The 18,967-nt window shown below is 57.4% G+C and carries 17 protein-coding genes and 1 tRNA gene; 11 read left to right on the top strand and 7 right to left on the bottom strand.

The annotated features are described in order from the left end of the window. Nucleotides 1–54: 54 nt before the first annotated feature. Genes IPI80_RS05385 through lptF form a run of 4 tightly spaced genes read right to left on the bottom strand, consistent with a single transcriptional unit; the run spans nt 55 to nt 3,650 of the window. A complete protein-coding gene (locus IPI80_RS05385; protein ID WP_413857924.1) occupies nt 55–1,008 on the bottom strand; it encodes a CysB family HTH-type transcriptional regulator in 954 nt (317 codons plus the stop codon). Nucleotides 1,009–1,057: 49 nt separating this feature from the next. Then, nucleotides 1,058–1,438 (bottom strand): sirohydrochlorin chelatase, encoded by a 381-nt coding sequence (locus IPI80_RS05380; RefSeq protein WP_413857922.1) that lies wholly within the window; start codon nt 1,436–1,438, stop codon nt 1,058–1,060. Further along, nucleotides 1,435–2,541, bottom strand: a complete 1,107-nt coding sequence (gene lptG, locus IPI80_RS05375) for an LPS export ABC transporter permease LptG (RefSeq protein ID WP_413857920.1) — start codon at nt 2,539–2,541, stop codon at nt 1,435–1,437. Before lptG ends, IPI80_RS05380 begins: the two co-directional genes overlap by 4 nt. Next, entirely contained in the window at nt 2,538–3,650 is a 1,113-nt protein-coding gene (lptF, locus tag IPI80_RS05370) for an LPS export ABC transporter permease LptF (protein WP_413858693.1), read from the bottom strand. Before lptF ends, lptG begins: the two co-directional genes overlap by 4 nt. A gap of 24 nt (nt 3,651–3,674) precedes the next feature. Between lptF and IPI80_RS05365 the strand changes: the two genes are divergently transcribed. From IPI80_RS05365 to IPI80_RS05345, 5 genes are all read left to right on the top strand, one after another. Beyond that, a complete protein-coding gene (locus IPI80_RS05365; RefSeq protein WP_413857918.1) occupies nt 3,675–5,120 on the top strand; it encodes a leucyl aminopeptidase in 1,446 nt (481 codons plus the stop codon). Beyond that, nucleotides 5,117–5,554: a DNA polymerase III subunit chi gene (locus IPI80_RS05360; protein ID WP_413857916.1), complete on the top strand. Its 438-nt coding sequence runs from the start codon at nt 5,117–5,119 to the stop codon at nt 5,552–5,554. The genes IPI80_RS05365 and IPI80_RS05360 overlap by 4 nt, the downstream gene beginning before the upstream one ends. Next, nucleotides 5,554–5,838: a hypothetical protein gene (locus IPI80_RS05355; protein WP_413857914.1), complete on the top strand. Its 285-nt coding sequence runs from the start codon at nt 5,554–5,556 to the stop codon at nt 5,836–5,838. The genes IPI80_RS05360 and IPI80_RS05355 overlap by 1 nt, the downstream gene beginning before the upstream one ends. 85 nt (nt 5,839–5,923) lie before the next feature. After that, nucleotides 5,924–7,132 (top strand): branched-chain amino acid ABC transporter substrate-binding protein, encoded by a 1,209-nt coding sequence (locus IPI80_RS05350; protein WP_413857912.1) that lies wholly within the window; start codon nt 5,924–5,926, stop codon nt 7,130–7,132. 71 nt (nt 7,133–7,203) lie between these two features. Next, nucleotides 7,204–7,293, top strand: a tRNA-Ser gene (locus IPI80_RS05345). Nucleotides 7,294–7,382: 89 nt separating this feature from the next. Here the strand turns inward: IPI80_RS05345 and IPI80_RS05340 are convergent. Both IPI80_RS05340 and IPI80_RS05335 read right to left on the bottom strand, forming a co-directional pair. After that, entirely contained in the window at nt 7,383–8,291 is a 909-nt protein-coding gene (locus IPI80_RS05340) for an SPFH domain-containing protein (protein ID WP_413857910.1), read from the bottom strand. A 48-nt stretch (nt 8,292–8,339) separates the two neighbouring features. Next, entirely contained in the window at nt 8,340–8,765 is a 426-nt protein-coding gene (locus IPI80_RS05335; RefSeq protein ID WP_413857909.1) for an NfeD family protein, read from the bottom strand. A 130-nt stretch (nt 8,766–8,895) separates the two neighbouring features. Here IPI80_RS05335 and IPI80_RS05330 point away from each other — a divergent pair, with 130 nt between their 5' ends. After that, nucleotides 8,896–11,166, top strand: coding sequence for an Orn/Lys/Arg decarboxylase N-terminal domain-containing protein (locus IPI80_RS05330; protein WP_413857907.1), 2,271 nt, complete (start codon nt 8,896–8,898; stop codon nt 11,164–11,166). 86 nt (nt 11,167–11,252) lie between these two features. Here IPI80_RS05330 and fabI read toward each other — a convergent pair whose 3' ends face one another. Then, entirely contained in the window at nt 11,253–12,047 is a 795-nt protein-coding gene (gene fabI, locus IPI80_RS05325) for an enoyl-ACP reductase FabI (protein WP_413858691.1), read from the bottom strand. Between the two features lie 261 nt (nt 12,048–12,308). Here fabI and rimP point away from each other — a divergent pair, with 261 nt between their 5' ends. The 5 genes from rimP to truB all read left to right on the top strand — a co-directional run bounded on the left by rimP (nt 12,309) and on the right by truB (nt 18,923). Then, on the top strand, nt 12,309–12,914 hold the full coding sequence (rimP, locus tag IPI80_RS05320) for a ribosome maturation factor RimP (protein ID WP_413858689.1): 606 nt from the start codon (nt 12,309–12,311) through the stop codon (nt 12,912–12,914). A 45-nt stretch (nt 12,915–12,959) separates the two neighbouring features. Continuing rightward, nucleotides 12,960–14,456 carry a transcription termination factor NusA gene (gene nusA / locus IPI80_RS05315; protein WP_413857905.1) on the top strand — a complete coding sequence of 499 codons (1,497 nt, stop codon included), beginning with the start codon at nt 12,960–12,962 and terminating at the stop codon, nt 14,454–14,456. Between the two features lie 79 nt (nt 14,457–14,535). Further along, nucleotides 14,536–17,430: a translation initiation factor IF-2 gene (gene infB / locus IPI80_RS05310; protein WP_413857903.1), complete on the top strand. Its 2,895-nt coding sequence runs from the start codon at nt 14,536–14,538 to the stop codon at nt 17,428–17,430. A 12-nt stretch (nt 17,431–17,442) separates the two neighbouring features. Further along, a complete protein-coding gene (gene rbfA, locus IPI80_RS05305; RefSeq protein WP_413857901.1) occupies nt 17,443–17,820 on the top strand; it encodes a 30S ribosome-binding factor RbfA in 378 nt (125 codons plus the stop codon). 2 nt (nt 17,821–17,822) lie between these two features. Continuing rightward, on the top strand, nt 17,823–18,923 hold the full coding sequence (gene truB, locus IPI80_RS05300; RefSeq protein ID WP_413857899.1) for a tRNA pseudouridine(55) synthase TruB: 1,101 nt from the start codon (nt 17,823–17,825) through the stop codon (nt 18,921–18,923). Nucleotides 18,924–18,967 lie beyond the last annotated feature (44 nt).

Here is an 18,967-nt window from a genome sequence, read left to right as displayed (position 1 = left end):
GATGGTGGTGCCGACGTTCGGCAAACGTGAGGTTAGATTAGGGTCATTTTTCAGTCAGAATTCATAGTTTTCCACATGCCCATCCATGGCGCGGGCAATCAGCTTGCGGTCCAGGCGGTCACTCAACAGTTCGGCGAAGGTGTAAACAAAGTTGCGCAGGTAGGCGCTGCGCTTGAACGCCACCCGGGCCAGGTTCTGGCCAAACAAGTTGCCGGCAGGGCGCGCCACCAACCCGCTCTTGCCGCCATCTTCAATCACGTCGCGCACGGCCATTTCGGCGGCAATACCAATGCCCAGGCCCAGACGGACATAGGTTTTGATCACATCCGAGTCAATGGCTTCCAGTGCAATGCGCGGTTGGAGCTTGCGGATGGCAAAGGCATGGTCGATCTTGGTGCGACCCGTAAAAGACGGGTGGTAGGTGATGAGCGGCTCCAGCGCCACGTCTTCCAGGGTGATGCGGTCCTTGCGCGCCAGCGGGTGGTCGATTGGCATTACCAGCATGTGCTGCCATTCATAGCAGGGCAGGGTGACCAGCTCGCTGTAGTCCGCCAGGGATTCGGTGGCAATGCCAATTTCGGCCACCTCGTCGATCAGCATGCGCGCCACCTGGTCGGGCGAGCCCTGGTGCAGGCTGATGTTGACCTTGGGGTAGGCAGCACGCAGCCCGGCCACCCGCTCTGGAAGCACGTAGCGCGCCTGGGTGTGGGTGGCTGCAATAGAAAGGGTGCCGCTGTCTTCGGCACTGTACTGCTCACCAATGCGCTTGAGGTTGCCGACTTCGCGCAGGATCAGATCGATGCTTTTGAGGACGTGTTGGCCGGGTTCTGTGACGCGCTTGAGGCGTTTTCCATGACGGGCAAAAATCTCGATGCCCAGTTCTTCTTCCAGCTCGATGATGGCTTTGGAGACGCCAGGCTGCGAGGTGTGCAAGGCCTTGGCCGCTTCGGTCAGGTTGAGATTGCGCCGGACGGCTTCTTGCACAAAGCGAAATTGGTGCAGGTTCATATCGAATTTCAGCTAAAGATGGCATTCATTATGCCGTGAAAGACAGAATTCAAGGCGTATCGAGGGCGATTTGGGCTAGCAACTGCACCAACCGGGTGTCTTCGCCCACGGCAGGCATCAGGGTGAATGGCACGCCCGGGTGGGCGATTTGCAACTCAGCCACCAAGCGCGGCAGGTCTTCGCGTCCGTGTTTGCCAACCCCCAGGAACAGCGGCACGATGCGGATGGCCTGCACACCACGGTCCAGTAGTTCGCGCACGGCAGTGGGCAGGTCGGGCGTGCTCAGTTCCAGGTAGGCGCACGCAACAGGTGTGTCGGGCGCGAGTGCCGCGATGCGCGCAGACACCGCCTCAATGGGCTTGTGCCACAGCGGGTCACGCGAGCCGTGCGCAAACAGCACAATGCCGTGACTTGGAACAAATCCACTCATCGCCGTATCACCAGCCAGGTAAAGGCAGTTAGCGAAATGAAGGAGTAGATAAGGCCCGGCAACGCGGCGGTGAGCCACGGCCACCAGCCTTGCAGCGCGCCCAGGTCGCCCAGTACGTTGTTCAGCAGAACAAAGCTGATGCCCGCCATGACACCGCCAAACACATAGGTTGCCACGCTGCCAGAGCGAAAGTGAAGATAGGCAAAGGGCAGGGCCAACACCACCATGACCAGGCAGCTCAAGGGGTAGAACACTTTTTTCCAGAACTGGATTTCGTATTTTTGGGCAGACTGCCCGTTGGCGTCGAGGTGGCGGATGTACTGAAACAGGTCGATAGTGCCCATGCGCTCGGGGCGCAGTACGGCGGTGGCGACCATCTCCGCGCTGATCTGGGTAGACCAGCGGAAAGTATCGACAAAGTTGCGCTCCACCCGGGTGGCATTGGCATCGGTGCTGGTGAATTCGGTATGGTCCACTTTGTTGAGTAGCCAGGAATCGTCTTTGCCGAATGTGCCGGTTTGCCCTTCGGTCATGGAGACCAAAAAACCCTGGTTGTTGAACTCAAAAATGCGCACGTCGCGCATGCTGGCGTCTGGTGCCAGTGCACCCACGTTGACCGCGTAGTGGCTGTAGGCTTGGCGTTCTTTGAGCCAGGCGCCGGTTTTGCCCACGCTCACCTTGCCCTGGTAGCGCGATTTAAGCAACTGCGCCGACTTGTCGGCCATGGGCGCCACATAGTCACCTACGGCAAAGGTAAAAACGACAAAACCCAGGCCCAAAACCATAAGCGTGCGCAGGGCCAGCCACGGCCCCAGGCCGCTGGTACGCAGGATGGTGAATTCAGAGCTTTGTGCCAAACGCGCCATCACAAAGATGGTGCCAATCAATACGGTGATGGGAAGCAACTCGTAAAGGTGGCTGGGCAACATCAAGGCCACATACAGCAGTGCCTGTGCCACGGTGTAGCCGGTATCGCGGTGCTTGCCCACCGCCTGCAACTCTTCCACAAAGTCAAAGAAGTAAAAGAGAGATACAAAGCCCAATGTCACCAGCAGTACCGCAATCACCACCTCGCCATACAGCAGTCGTCGAATGGTTTTCATGCCGTGGCTTTCGGTGTGGCGTCACCAGCAGGGCGGCGTGGTCGCCATAGCGTCCAGTTATTGTTGCGTTTGGCTAGCCACAGCAAGGCCAGGGCCAGCGCGCCACCGTGTAATACCAGTAAAAACACGCCTACATGGACCTGGCCGGTTTCTACCCAGCTTTTGCCCAGCACCAGCAAGTTGAAGTACACGATAAAGGCCATGAACGCGAAACCCAGGTTGGCGGTGCGCCCCACGCGCGGGTTCACACCGGCGGCGGCCAAGCCAATCACCACAAAGTTGATGGCTGCCAGCGCCAGTCCGGCGCGCCAGGACAACTCCGCCAGATGGGACTGGGTGGGACTACCCACCAGCTCCAAAGTGCTCTTGGCGGCAGAGGGAATAAAGCTGCGGGCGGACTGGTCATCTGCGTCGACTTGCGCACCGTAGGTTTTGAACACGGCAACGGTCAGGTCGGGCTTGCCGGCGGTTTTTTCCAGGCGCTGGCCGTTTTCCAAGATCAGGAATTTTTCACCGTTAACCAACTCAACATGGCCGCTGCGCGAAGATGTGATGGTTTCCTTGTTGTCCTTGTGGGTGGCAATAAAAACGTTGCTGCCTGCCAACTTTCCGCTGGAATCCTTCTCAATGAAGAACACCCGTTCACCATTGGCCGACTCCTGAAACTGGCCCGGCTGGATGCGGGCGATGTCCCCGCGTTTTTCGTAGCGGTCGCGCATGTCCTCAATGCGGCCATAGGCCCAGGGCAGTATCAGAAAAGCCAGCGCAGCAATGACCAGCAGTATCGGCCAGGCAAAGTGAAAAAGGGGTTTTATCAGTGAGGTTAGTCCCCGGCCACTGCCAAACCAGATCACCATCTCGCTATCGCGAAACATGCGTGTCAGCACGCTCAAGACCGCAATGAACAGGCACATGGACAAAATGGTGGGCATGTCGGATAGCACCGTATAGCCCATGATGATCATCACGTCGGCAGGATTGAATACACCGCGGCCAGCTTCCCCCAGGGTGCGAATCAGCGTCATGGTCATTACCACCGTCACCAGGACAACCAAGGTTGCACCAAAACTGCGTGCGAGTTCTTTGCGGATGGAAGAATGGAATAACATGTCGGCCAAAGGAAAACCTGAATTATGAACTTTGAACTCAAGCCTTTCAGCCTGTTAGAGGCATCTACTGAAAAATGCGATGCCTTGGTGGTACTGGTGCCCCAAGACTTCAAAGCGGCCAAAGACGACCTGTCTGAACTGATAGGTCAAGCCATGAAGGCCGGCGATCTGGAGACCAAGACCGCAAAGCTGCTCTGCCTGTACAAGCCCGTGCAAGCCCATGCCATACGGGTGGTGCTGGTTGGTATCGGCAGCGGTTCGGCGCGCGACGTACGCAGTGCGGTGCTGGCGGCAATGGCGTCGGTAAAGGCCCCTGGATTGAAAAAACTGCTGGTGTGTTTTGCCTCCCCTGCCCGGGAAGAAGCTGTTCGCGCAGTGGTGGTGGCGGTGGCTGACGCCAGCTACAGCTACACCCACACCAAGTCCAAGCCGGAAGCACGCACCTTGAGCAAAGTGCTGGTGGCAGCCACCAATGCTGCCGAAGTGCAAATCACCTTTGACCGAGCTGCGGGCATTGTTGCAGGCGCGGAGTTGGCCAAGGAATGGGCCAACCGGCCAGCCAACCATGCTACCCCTACCTTGTTGGCGCAGGCAGCGAAAGATCTGGCAAAACTGCCAAAAATTAGCTGCGAAGTGCTGGGACCCAAGGATGTGGCGAAGCTGGGCATGGGTGCCTTTATGGCCGTGGCCCAGGGTTCGGACCAACCGTTGCGATTCATCGTGCTGCGTTACAGTGGTGCCGCCAAATCCGAGGCCCCCACAGTCCTGGTAGGCAAGGGAATCACTTTCGATTGTGGTGGTATCTCCATCAAACCAGCACCCGAAATGGACGAGATGAAGTTCGACATGTCGGGTGCCGCCAGCGTGCTGGGGACCTTCCGTTCGTTGGCCGTATTGAAACCCGCTATCAATGTCGTGGGGCTGATCCCTGCTTGCGAGAACCTGATCAACGGCCAAGCCGTCAAGCCTGGTGATGTGGTTACCAGCATGAGCGGCCAAACCATTGAAATTCTTAACACTGATGCTGAAGGCCGTTTGGTGCTGTGTGATGCGCTGACCTATGCCGAGCGCTTCAAACCCACTGCTGTGGTGGATGTGGCCACCCTGACCGGTGCCTGTGTGATTGCTTTGGGCGGCGTGCGTAGCGGCATGTACGCCTCGCAGGATGACTTGGGCAACGCGCTGTTTGCGGCCGGCGAAATGGCGCAGGACTTATGCTGGCGCATGCCACTGGATGATGAGTACGCCGAAGGCCTCAAGACCAGTTTTGCCGATGTGGCCAATGTGGCAGGGCGTGCGGGTGGTTCTATCACTGCAGCCAAGTTTCTTCAGCGCTTTACCGAAAAATTTCCTTGGGCACATCTTGACATTGCCGGTACCGCCTGGAAGGGCGGAGCAGCCAAAGGCGCTACCGGTCGACCCGTGGGTCTGCTGATTGAATACCTGGTGGCGCAGGCTTACAACAAGTGACAGAGCTGGCGTTTCACTTCGGAGCCCCCGACAAACTGGCCTACGCCTGCCGCTTGCTGCGCAAAGCTGTTCGTGGTGGCGCCAGGGTGGCGGTGGTGGCCGAAGCGACCGCCTTGGCCCAACTCGACGTGGACCTGTGGGGCGTTTCGCCCACCGACTTTGTTCCCCATTGCATCGGCAATGCCCCGCCGGCCGTTCAGGCCCGCTCGGCGGTGGTTTTGGTGAACCATACCGACCAGGTGACTGCACCGTATGGGGTACTTGTTAATCTTGGAGCCGACGTACCACAGGGATTTGAGAAGTTTGATCGCCTCATCGAGGTGGTCAGTACCGACGCAGCGGACCGCGAGCAGGCACGCAACCGCTGGCGACTCTACACCGGACAGGGTTACGCGATCATCCGCCATGACCTGAATCTGAAGCGTGCGGATTGATGTCAACTGGCAAGCCTCCCCACCGTTTTGTTCCGACGCTGACCGAGGTGGTGCACCCCGGAGGTGCGTCCGTTCGCCCGGTTATCGACAGTCAGCGGCTGGTGGAGCAGATTTTGCAACACGTCAAACCGCGACTGGAGCAGCAATTACGGGCATCTTTACAGGCCCAAGTGGAAGCACAGATGCGTCTGGCGGCGACCCGTTGGAAGTTGGAAATTGAAGACGCTGTTAAAGCAGCAGTGAAACAGGCGATCAGCCCGCCAAAACCGCCTGCCAAGCACTGAAAGTGGCAGTGTCGGGAACACCCTTATAGGGATAGCGTTGGAACTACGGTATCGTTACTGTTGCAATTTTTTTTTTGGAGTATTTATGCAATTCAAAGTAAAGAGCACGCTGACTGTGCTGGCGGCAGCGGTGGCATTGGTGGCCTGTGGCAAGAAGGAAGAAGCTGCGGCCCCGGCAGCGGCGCCTGTGGCATCTGCTGCTGCGCCTGCCGCAGCAGGACCTTCCGTGGTCAGAATTGGACATGTGGGCCCCATCAGCGGCGCCATTGCGCATTTGGGCAAGGATAACGAAAACGGCGCACGCTTGGCCATTGAAGAACTCAATACCGAAGGCGTTGTGATTGATGGCAAGAAGGTCACCCTGGAACTGATGGCCGAAGACGACGCTGCTGACCCTAAACAGGGCACGGCTGTGGCGCAAAAGTTGGTGGACGCCAAGGTGTCCGGCGTAGTGGGGCACCTGAACTCGGGTACGACCATTCCTGCTTCCAAAATTTACAGCGATGCGGGCATTCCCCAGCTTTCGCCTTCCGCCACTAACCCCAAATACACCCGCCAAGGTTTCAAAACGGCCTTCCGCATGGTGGCCGACGATACCCAACTGGGCGGAACCCTGGGCAAGTATGCCGTTGGCACGCTCAAGGGCAAATCCATTGCGGTGATCGATGACCGTACCGCCTATGGCCAAGGCCTGGCAGAAGAATTTGCCAAGGCAGTGGAGTCCGCTGGTGGCAATGTGGTGGCTAAGGAGTTCACAACTGACAAGTCAACCGACTTCAACTCCATCCTCACAACCATCAAGGGCAAGAAGCCAGACATCGTGTTCTTTGGCGGTATGGATGCCGTGGCCGGCCCCATGCTCAAGCAAATGAAAGCTCTGGGCATCAAGGCCAAGTTCATGGGCGGTGACGGAATTTGCACAGGTGAACTGGTAAAACTGGGTGGCGACGCTATTTCAGATGATCAGGTCTATTGCGCCGAAGCCGGTGGCGTCGAGGGTGAAGACAAGGTCGGCATGGATGAATTCCGGGCCAAGTACAAAGCCAAGTTCAATATCGATGTACAGCTCTATGCACCTTATGTGTACGACGCGGTCAAGGTCATGGTTGCCGCCATGGTCAAGGCCAACTCGTCCGACCCGGTTAAGTACCTGCCAGTGCTGGCTGCAACTACTGACTACAAGGGTGTGTCTGGCCCAATTTCCTTTGACGAAAAGGGCGACATCAAGAATGGCGCCCTTACGCTCAAGACAATTCGTGGCGGCAAGCTCGAAACCATGGCCGTGATTCGCTAACTGGAAGAAGCATCCTTTTTATGCACCGCTGCCTGGGATTCGATAAAAACCGGGTTAAAATCGAAGGCTCTGGAGCGGTGGATGAGTGGTTTAAGTCACACGCCTGGAAAGCGTGCGTGGGGTAAAACCCACCGCGGGTTCGAATCCCGCCTGCTCCGCCAGAAACAAGAAGCCCTGTAGCTCATTGAGTTACAGGGCTTTTTCTATGGTGCGCTTGACTTTGGCAGCCGGGCATGCCGGCCGGCTCGAACTACTTGGGCACCTGAATCATCTTCATGGCGGAGCCAATCAACGTGGCGACCTCGGTCATGTTGCTGGGAACAATCAGTGTGGTGGTGGCGTCAGATGCCACCTTGGAATAGGCAGTTACAGCCTGTTCGGCTACCTTGAGTTGCACGGCCAATTCCCCACCGGGCTGGCGGATTGCAGCGGCAACGCGTTCAATGGCCTGGGCGTTGGCTTCGGCTACCGACAGAATCGCGGCCGCCTGGCCTTGCGCGTTGTTGATGGCGGCTTGTTTCTCACCTTCCGAGCGGGCAATGAAGGCTTCGCGTTCACCTGTAGCAATGTTGATTTGTTCCTGGCGGCGTCCTTCTGACGCGGCAATCAAGGCACGTTTCTCCCGTTCGGCGGTGATCTGCTGTTGCATGGCATGCAGAATTTCTTTCGGGGGAGTCAAATCCTTGATCTCGTAGCGCAGCACCTTCACGCCCCAGTTCAACGCAGCCTCGTCGATGGCCTGCACCACCTGGGCGTTGATGATGTCGCGTTCTTCAAAGGTCTTGTCCAACTCCAGCTTGCCGATGACCGATCGCAGCGAGGTTTGCGCCAGTTGCGAGATGGCGACCACATAGTTGCTGGAGCCGTAACTAGCCCGCATGGCATCGGTTACCTGGAAGTACAAAATGCCGTCCACCTGCAACTGCGTGTTGTCCCGGGTGATGCAGACCTGGCTGGGAATGTCCAGCGGGACTTCCTTTAACAAATGTTTGTAAGCCACACGGTCGATAAAGGGCACCAGAAAGTTGGGGCCGGGTGTCAGTGTGCCGTTGTATTTGCCAAGGCGTTCAACCACCCAGGCATGCTGTTGCGGGACCACCTTGACGGATTTGGCAATAAAAATCACGGCGATGACCAACAAAATCAATCCGATTTCCATCATGTTTCCTTATAAAGATGTGATCAATGCGGGCTTAAGGGCCCGCGATTAGAGTTTTCGAACCATTAACCGGCTGCCGACCACTTCAACCACTTGGTGAGGGCCAGTGGCAAGGCTACCACCAGAAACATTGGACACTGCCCATTGGGCACCCCGGTATTTCACCGAGGCAGTGCCATCCGGGTTCCAGGCATCAACCTGTACGGTCTCGCCAACATCCAGGTTGACATCCCGGTTGGCACCAGCGGGAGCATCCAGTGGTTGCGTCTTGCGGTAGCTGCGCCAGCCCATCACGGTGCCCGCACCTACGAAAGCGGCAACCACCAGTTGTACGACGGTACTGGCGCCCAGGTGGGCCGAAAGCGCTGCTGCGGCCAACCCAATGGCCAGCATCAACAAATAAAGGGTTCCTGTCACCAGCTCGATGCCAATTGCCGTACCGGCGAGCAGCCACCAGATCGTTGATTCAGCCATGGAGTTCCTGCGTGTGTTGAGATCACCACATTTTGGGCCAAAAGACGGGTCGCGCAAGGTGCCAGACACAATAAGTCCTTACACTTCGCGCCTGTTTTGACTTTTTGCCGCCTTTTGGTTGGAGCTTTCCATGAAATTTCGCTTTCCCATCGTCATCATTGACGAGGACTTTCGGTCGGAGAATACATCCGGACTGGGCATTCGCGCCTTGGCCCAAGCCATTGAGACGGAAGGGTTTGAAGTGCTGGGCGTTACCAGCTACGGCGATTTAAGCCAGTTTGCACAGCAGCAAAGCCGAGCCAGTGCCTTTATTTTGTCCATTGACGATGAAGAGTTTAGTCCGGGGCCTGATCTGGACCCCGCCGTGGTGAATCTGCGGCATTTCATCGAGGAAGTGCGACGCAAGAACCTGGATGTGCCCATCTATGTGTATGGTGAAACCAAAACCAGCCGCCACATGCCCAATGACATCCTGCGCGAGTTGCATGGGTTCATTCACATGTTTGAGGATACGCCCGAGTTTGTGGCGCGTCATATCATCCGCGAGGCCAAGAGCTACCTGGAAGGCCTACAGCCGCCATTTTTCAAAGCCTTGCTGGACTACGCGGAGGATGGTTCGTATTCTTGGCACTGTCCGGGACACTCAGGCGGTGTGGCCTTTTTGAAGAGCCCGGTAGGCCAGATGTACCACCAGTTTTATGGTGAAAACATGTTGCGCGCTGACGTCTGCAACGCGGTGGAAGAACTGGGGCAACTGCTGGACCACAACGGCGCCATTGGCGAGAGCGAGCGCAATGCCGCGCGCATCTTCAACGCCGATCATTGCTTTTTCGTGACCAACGGCACCTCGACCTCCAACAAGATGGTGTGGCACCACACCGTGGCGCCGGGCGAAGTGGTGGTGGTGGACCGCAATTGCCATGTATCCAACCTGCACGCCATCATCATGACCGGGGCCATTCCGGTGTTTCTCAAGCCAACCCGTAACCACTTTGGCATCATCGGGCCGATCCCCAAGGAAGAGTTTGAGCCTGCCGCCATTCGCGCCAAGATCAAGGCCAATCCGCTTCTGAAGGGTGTGGATGCCAAGACCGTCAAGCCGCGCATCCTGACGCTGACGCAAAGCACTTACGACGGCGTGCTCTACAACACTGAAACCATCAAGAAGATGCTCGATGGTTACGTGGAAAACATCCACTTTGACGAAGCCTGGCTGCCGCACGCGGCGTTTCACCCCTTCTACGGCACTTACCACGCCATGGGCAAGAACCGGGTACGGCCCAAAGAGGCGATGGTGTACTCCACCCAGTCCATCCACAAACTCCTCGCAGGTATCAGCCAGGCCAGCCATGTGCTGGTGCAGGACTCGCAGACCGTCAAACTGGACAAGCATTTGTTCAACGAAGCCTATCTGATGCACACCAGCACCAGCCCACAGTACAGCATCATCGCCAGCTGCGACGTCGCTGCAGCCATGATGGAGCCCCCCAGTGGCACTGCCTTGGTCGAAGAGAGCATTGCCGAAGCACTGGACTTTCGCCGCGCCATGCGCAAGGTGGCCGATGAGTATGGAGCCGATTGGTGGTTCAAGGTCTGGGGCCCCGACAAACTTGTCGAAGAGGGCATCGGTCGCTCAAGCGATTGGATCATCAAGGGCGAGTCACGCAACAACAACAAAGCCAACTGGCACGGGTTTGGCAAGATGGCCACGGGTTTCAATATGCTGGACCCGATCAAGTCCACCATCGTCACCCCGGGCATGGATTTGCATGGCAAGTTTGCCAAAACCGGCATTCCAGCAAGCATCGTCACCAAGTTCCTGGCCGAGCATGGCGTGGTGGTCGAAAAAACCGGTCTCTACAGCTTCTTCATCATGTTCACCATTGGTATCACCAAGGGCCGCTGGAACAGCATGCTGACGGCGCTGCAGCAGTTCAAGGACGATTACGACAAGAACCAGCCCATGTGGCGCATCCTGCCCGAGTTTTGCAGGGCCTATCCGTTGTACGAGAAGATGGGTCTGGCTGATCTATGCCAGTATGTGCACGCCCTGTACGCCAAGTACGATATTGCGCGGCTGACCACCGACATGTATCTCAGTGATCTGACTCCGGCAATGAAGCCCAGCGACGCTTTTTCGCACATTGCACTGCGCAAGACCGAGCGGGTGGAGATTGACAATCTGGAGGGCCGCGTAACCGTGGGTCTTGTAACGCCATACCCACCGGGCATTCCATTGCTGATACCGGGTGAGGTGTTCAACAAGAAAATTGTGGACTACCTCAAGTTTGCCCGCGAGTTCAACGCCAAGTGTCCGGGTTTTGAGACCGATATCCATGGCCTGGTTGAAGAAAAGGGCGCTGACGGCGTCATGCACTACTACGCCGATTGCGTCAAATAACCTGGCTTTCACAAAAGAATAGCGCCGATACGGCGCTATTCTTTTTATAGCTTTTCACGTTGATTCTACGAGGGCTATCGGTGTATTTAACTGTTAGGATTGTCCACTACCGCCACGGCGGACTGGCTGACGCCGCAATCCACGTAAGAGATCTGTCCGGTTACACCAGAGGCCAGGTCGCTGAGCAGGAAGGCTGCCACATTGCCCACCTCTTCGATGGTCACGTTGCGGCGCAGGGGGGAAGCCGCTGCCGAAATCGACAGCAATTTGCCAAAGTCTTTGATGCCGCTGGCTGCCAGGGTTTTAATGGCACCGGCGCTCAGCCCATTGACGCGCATGCCGCGTTGACCCACTGCCTCGGCCAGATAGCGCACCGAGGATTCCAGAGATGCCTTGGCTAAACCCATGGTGTTGTAGCTTGGCACGACGCGCACGCCACCCAGGTACGTGAGGGTCAACAGGGATGCCGTGTCGTTCAGGTAGGGCAGGGCAGCCTTGGCCATGCCAGGGAAACTGTAGGCGCTGATATCGTGGGCGATGCGGAAGTTCTCGCGGGTCAGCCCATCCAGGAAATTGCCGGAAATCGCCTCGCGGGGGGCAAACCCGATGCTATGTACAAAACCGTCGAATTTGGGCCAATGCTGGCTCAGGTCGGCAAACAACTTGTCAATCTGTGCGTCATCGCCCACGTCGCAGTCAAACACCAGTTTGGAATTGAAATCGGCTGCAAATTCGGTAATGCGGTCCTTGAAACGCTCGCCAACATAACTAAAGGCCAATTCCGCGCCCTGCTCGTGGCAGGCCTTGGCGATGCCATAGGCAATGGAACGGGTCGACAACACACCCGTTATCAACAATTTTTTACCTGCTAAAAATCCCATTTCATCCCCATGTGTATTGCGTGTTTCGGGGAGGAATTGTCGCATGCGAAAGCCAGGGCTGCATCGATTTGGATCAGCCAGAGCCTTTCCTGGCGCATTCTTCGAACTTCGTGGTTGATTTTGTGAACTTTTACAGAATAACTCCTTACGAATCAAGGCACTTAACACCAATTTGCGTTACAATTCCGGCTCACGACCAAACGGGCGGGTAATTACCGCCCGTTTTTTTTGGCCGATTGTTTTTGAATGGGTGAATTACTAGTGGCGCTGCAGGACATCGTTGAACAAACCGTCAGCGGTCTGGGATATGACCTGGTGGAGATTGAACGCTCCCCCGGTGGTTTGCTGCGCGTCACCATTGATTTGCCCTGGGTGCAGCCTGCCGAAGGTACTGCGGCATCCGAGCAATTTGTCAATGTAGAAGACTGCGAAAAGGTCAACCGTCAATTGCAGTTTGCTCTGGAAGTAGACGGTATTGAATACAAGCGGCTGGAGATTTCTTCGCCCGGTATCGATCGTCCTTTGCGGCATGCCCCGGATTTTGAGCGTTTTGTCGGCCATGTGGTTGACCTGACGCTCAAGGCGCCTATTGGCGCTGCGGCCAGTGGTTCGGTCAATGCCAATCGCAAGAAATTTCGCGGCACGCTGGAGCGTGTGGTGGCGGACGATGGCGCGGTCGGATGGCAAATCGTCTGGAGCGATGCACCCGAGGTCAAACCGGGTCAGCGGGTCAGCAAGAAGCGGGTTGCGCCGCCACTGCAGGCTATGGGTTTTGTGCTGGATGAATTGCGCGAAGCGCGTTTGGCGCCCATTGTGAGTTTCAAGGGCCGCGGCGCTGCCGGTGGTTCCGGCGACGACGCCGAGTAGTTGGTTTTTTGTATCGATTTATCGAGAGTTCAGGAGAGTCATGGCATGAATCGCGAACTGTTAATGCTGGTAGAGGCAATCTCACGTGAGAAGAACGTCGAGCGTGATGTGGTGTTGGGCGCCGTTGAAGCGGCCCTGGCGCAGGCGACCAAAAAGCTGTATCCCGGCGATGTGGACATTCGTGTCGCCCTGGACCGCGATAGCGGCAATTACGAAACTTTCCGCCGCTGGCACGTTGTACCCGATGAGGCTGGCCTGCAACTGCCTGACCAGGAAATTTTGCTGTTCGAAGCACGCGAGCAGATTCCGGATATAGAAGTCGATGAACACATCGAGGAAGCTATTCCATCGGTGCCAATTGGTCGCATCGGCGCCATGGCTGCCAAGCAGGTCATTCTGCAAAAAATCCGGGACGCCGAGCGCGAAATGCTGCTTAACGACTTCATGTCGCGTGGCGAAAAGATTTTTGTCGGTACCGTCAAGCGCATGGACAAGGGCGACATGATTGTGGAGAGCGGCCGGGTTGAAGGCCGACTGCGCCGCAGCGAAATGATCCCCAAGGAAAATCTGCGTACTGGTGACCGCGTACGCGCCATGATCATGGAAGTTGACCTAACCCTGCGTGGTGCACCGATCGTGTTGTCCCGCTCGGCGCCCGAATTCATGATCGAATTGTTCCGCCAGGAAGTGCCTGAAATCGAGCAAGGCTTGCTGGAGATCAAATCCTGCGCCCGTGACGCCGGTTCACGGGCCAAGATTGCCGTGCTGTCACATGACAAGCGCGTGGACCCCATCGGCACCTGCGTCGGTGTGCGTGGTACCCGCGTCAACGGCGTGACCAATGAGTTGGCTGGTGAGCGCGTGGATATTGTGCTGTGGAGCGAAGACCCAGCCCAGTTCGTGATTGGTGCGTTGGCTCCGGCCAATGTATCCAGCATCGTGGTAGATGAAGAAAAGCATGCCATGGACGTGGTCGTCGATGAGGAAAACCTGGCGATTGCCATTGGCCGTGGTGGCCAGAATGTGCGTCTGGCGTCCGAGCTGACTGGTTGGCGCATCAACATTCTGGACGCTGCCGAGTCGGCCCAAAAGCAAGCCAGCGAGACCGATTCGGGTCGCAAGCTGTTCATGGAAAAGCTTGATGTGGACGAAGAAATCGCTGACATTCTTATCTCCGAAGGCTTTACCAGCCTGGAAGAAGTGGCCTATGTGCCATTGCAGGAAATGCTGGAAATTGAAAGCTTCGATGAGGAAACCGTCACCGAACTGCGTACCCGGGCCAAAAATGCGCTCTTGACCATGGAAATTGCACACGAGGAAAGTGTGGGAGAAGTGTCGCAGGATTTGCGTGACCTGGAAGGCCTGACGCCAGAATTGATTGGCAAGCTGGCCGACAGCGGTGTGCACACGCTTGACGACTTGGCCGATCTGGCCGTCGATGAGCTGACCGACATCACCAGCCAGTCTGCGGACGAGGCCAAGACCCTGATCATGAAGGCGCGCGAACACTGGTTCACCAACGACGCCACCTCGCAAGAGTAATGGTCATGTAAAACAAATTTCAGTAAAGGCCAACAACTGTTTACGAGCAGTTGGGCCGACGCCAAAGGTTACACAACAAATGTCCAGTACGACCGTCGCAGAGTTTGCAAACGAACTCAAAAAATCCACAGACACACTGCTTGACCAATTGAAGTCAGCAGGGGTTGCCAAATCGGCTGCGTCCGATGTCCTGACAGATTCGGACAAGCACAGCCTGCTCAACTACTTGCAGAATGCCCACGGAACTGCCAGCGCAGACCGCAAGAAGATTACGCTGGTCAAGAAGCAGACCACCGAGATCAAGCAGGCAGATGCCACCGGTAGGGCTCGTACCATTCAGGTGGAAGTACGTAAAAAACGCACGTTTGTGCGACGCGACGACGACGTGGTACCTGTTGCAACCCCTGAGGCTGTCGAGCACGAAGTGGCGGATACGACGCCTGCCGCCTCGGTCATTGACCACGCAGAACTGGCCCGGCGCGAGGAAGAAGCCCGCCGTCAGGCCGAGCTGATTCGTCGACAGGAAGAAGAATTGGCTCAACGCCGTCGCGATCGCGAAGAGCAGGAAGTCCGGACCCGCGAGACAGCGGAAAAGCAGGCAACCGAGGCGGCCGCACGCAAGGAAGAAGAGTCAAAGCAAGTCAAGAGCGCCGCCGCTGTGGCAGCCTCTGCCGAACCCGCTCAGGCGGATGCAGTCGATGCTGCCAAGGTTGCTGCTGCAGCACGTGAGAAATCCGTTGCCGCTTCCAAGGCGCTGGCCGATGAAGAAGCAGCCCGCGCCGCAGATCTGGGTGACCGCCGCCGCAAGGCCGAGGCCGAAGCCGCCGCCATCCGCTCCATGATGGCCGCGCCCAAGCGGGTGCTGACTGCGAAGAAGCCTGAAGAGCCCAAGCCCACAGCGGCAGATGCCAAGGCTGGTATGAAGGGCACCTTACACAAACCCGCCGCTGGTGCAGTGGTTGCCAAACCTGGCAAGCCTGCCGCCGCTGGCGCCACTGGTACCCCAAACGGAAGTGGCAAGGAAGTGAAATCTGCCAAGCTCTCCAGCAGCTGGGCAGGAGACCCCGCCAAGAAGAAAGCCATTCCCACCCGTGGTGACACAGGTGCCGGTGCCGGACGCTCCACCAACTGGCGTGCAGGCCCACGAGGACGGCGTGGCAGCAATGACCACCGTGATCACCGCGATCACCAAACCTCTGCTGCGCCTATTGAGGCACGCGTGATTGAAGTCCACGTGCCAGAAACCATCACGGTGGCCGATCTGGCCCACAAGATGGCCGTAAAAGCGTCCGAAGTGATCAAGCAACTGATGAAGCTGGGCCAGATGGTCACCATCAACCAGCCGCTTGACCAGGATACCGCCATGATTTTGGTGGAGGAAATGGGGCATAAGGCCATCGTGGCCGCCCTGGACGACCCGGAAGCCTTTACTGACGACGAAGTGCAACAACAAGATGCCGAAGCTCTGCCGCGTGCGCCTGTGGTGACCGTCATGGGCCACGTCGACCACGGCAAGACTTCTCTGCTGGATTACATCCGTCGTGCCAAGGTGGCCTCGGGCGAAGCCGGTGGCATTACCCAGCACATTGGTGCCTACCATGTGGAAACACCACGTGGTATGGTGTCCTTCCTGGATACGCCCGGACACGAAGCATTCTCGGCCATGCGTGCCCGTGGCGCCAATGCGACGGACATCGTGATTCTGGTGTGTGCCGCCGATGATGGCGTCATGCCCCAGACCAAGGAAGCCATCAAACACGCCAGGGCAGCCGGTGTTCCCATCGTGGTGGCTATTACCAAGGCCGACAAGCCCGATGCCAACCCCGAGCGCGTCAAGAACGAATTGGTGGTGGAAGAGGTGATACCCGAAGAGTTTGGTGGTAGCTCGCCATTCGTGTCGGTGTCGTCCAAGACCGGCCAGGGTATTGATGAACTGCTCGAACAAGTGCTGCTGCAGGCCGAAGTGCTGGAACTCAAGGCACCAGTGGACGCCATGGCCAAGGGCCTGGTGATTGAAGCCCGGCTTGACAAGGGTCGCGGGCCTGTTGCTACCATTTTGGTGCAGTCCGGTACGCTCAAGACAGGTGACGTGGTGTTGGCAGGCCAAACTTTTGGCCGCGTGCGCGCCATGCTGGACGAAAACGGCAAGGCCATCAAAACTGCTGGACCGTCGATCCCGGTCGAAATTCAGGGATTGACCGAAGTACCGCAAGCTGGTGACGAGTTCATGGTCATGGCCGACGAACGCCGTGCCCGTGAAATTGCCACCTACCGTGCCGGCAAGTTTCGCAATACCAAGCTGGCCAAGCAACAAGCTGCCAAGCTGGAGAATATGTTCAGCGACATCTCGGCTGGCGAAGTCAAAATGCTGCCCATCATCGTCAAGGCCGACGTGCAGGGTTCGCAGGAAGCATTGGCGCAGTCCCTGCTCAAGCTTTCCACGGACGAGATCAAGGTGCAAATGGTATACGCGGCCGTGGGTGCCATCAGCGAGTCCGACGTCAACTTGGCCATTGCCGCCAAGGCCGTCATCATTGGATTCAACACCCGGGCGGACGCCGGTGCCCGCAAGCTGGCCGAAAACAACGGCATTGATCTTCGCTACTACGACATCATTTACGACGCCGTTGATGATCTGAAGCTGGCCATGTCGGGCATGCTGACTCCGGATAAAAAGGAAGAAGTCATCGGTACTGCGGAAATCCGCCAGGTGCTGAAGGTCTCCAAGATCGGGTCAATTGCGGGTTGTATGGTTACCTCTGGCGTGGTGCGGCGCACCGCCAAGCTGCGCTTGCTGCGCGGCAACATGGTTATCTACACCGGCGAGCTCGATTCGCTCAAACGCTTCAAGGACGACGTCAAGGAAGTCAAGGAGAACTTCGAGTGCGGTCTTACCATCAAGAACTACAACGACATCCAGGAAGGCGATGCGCTGGAGTTCTTCGAAATCCGCGAAATCGCCCGTACGCTGTAATCGGTAGCTGGCATGGCGCGTAAAAAGTCTTCTACACCGAACCGCGGTTTTCGCGTGGCCGATCAGATCCAGCGCGATCTGACCGAGTTGATCGCGCGCGAACTGAAAGATCCTCGGGTCGGTATGGTGACAATCCAGGCCGTCGAGGTGACGCCAGACTACGCCCACGCCAAGGTGTTCTTCAGCCTGCTCAAGGGTGATCCGGCAGAGTCGACTGAAGGCCTGAATCAGGCAGCGGGCTTTTTGCGCGCAGGCCTGTTCAAACGGCTGCACATCCATACGGTGCCTACGCTGCATTTTCTGTTCGACCGCACGACGGAAAAGGCGGCGGACATGAATGCGCTGATTGCGCAGGCCGTAGCGTCTCGTTCCCAGGACAGCGAAAGCTAGCGATGATCGACGCCCGTCCACCCCAAGGTGCGAAGGCCCCCTTGGGGGGCAGCGGTGCGGCGCGCGTGGGAAGTTTTGCCGCCGGTCCGCACCAAGGCGAAACACGCCCCCCTCGGGGGGCAGCGACCCGCGTAGCGGTGGAGCATGGGGGCAAGATCACAAGGCGCCCCGTACACGGGGTGCTGTTGCTGGACAAGCCATTGGGTTGGTCCAGCAATGACGCGTTGCAGAAGGTGAAATGGTTGCTGCGGGCCGAGAAGGCTGGCCACACCGGCACACTAGACCCGTTGGCCACCGGCGTGTTACCACTGTGCTTTGGTGCCGCCACCAAATTCAGCCAGATGCAACTGGAGGCTGACAAAGAATACGAGGCCACGGCGTTGCTGGGAAAGCGCACCAGCACCGGGGACGCCGAAGGCGACGTCATTGAAGAGCGGCCGGTGAATGTAACGGCGCAAGATGTGCAACGGGTGTTGCCGCAATTTACTGGGTCCATCCTGCAAACTCCGCCCATGTACAGTGCGTTGAAGAAAGATGGCAAGGCACTGTACGAATATGCCCGCGCTGGAGTGGAAGTGGAACGGGCGCCGCGTGCGGTCACTATTCATGCATTAAATGCAGTTCTAGCCCTCGTGGAATCTACACAAAAAGCTATCAATTTGATAGTAAAATGCAGTAAGGGTACCTATATCCGGACCCTGGGAGAAGACATCGGTTTAGCTTTGGGTTGTGGTGCGCACCTGACCCGGCTGCGCCGCACGGCCACCGGTGGCTTTAGCGTGGCGCAATGTGTGACGCTGGAAGCACTGGAGGCGATGGGCGAAGAAGAACGCCTTGCCTGCCTGCTGCCCGTGGACGCGCTTCTGGAGCACCACACTGCTGTCACGCTCGATGAAGAGAATGCCGGACGTTTTCTAAGTGGCATGCGCCGCCGTGGAAACTGGCCGGATATGGATGCAGTGGCCGTCTACGGCACGCAACCACACGCCTTGTTGGGCACCGCCCATACCAAAGCGGGAGAACTAATACCGGGGCGCTTGCTGAGCCCGCTGGAGATTGCACAGTCTCAGACTCAGCAAGTACAACCGCAGGAAACCGCTTGAGCGCCCGGGGCGTCTGGCACAAACGATTCAAGAGAAAGTAAACC

The organism is Candidatus Aalborgicola defluviihabitans (assembly GCF_016705985.1).
Taxonomy (GTDB): Bacteria; Pseudomonadota; Gammaproteobacteria; order Burkholderiales; family Burkholderiaceae_C; genus Allorhodoferax; species Allorhodoferax defluviihabitans.
This window is presented reverse-complemented; position numbering and strand designations above follow the sequence as displayed.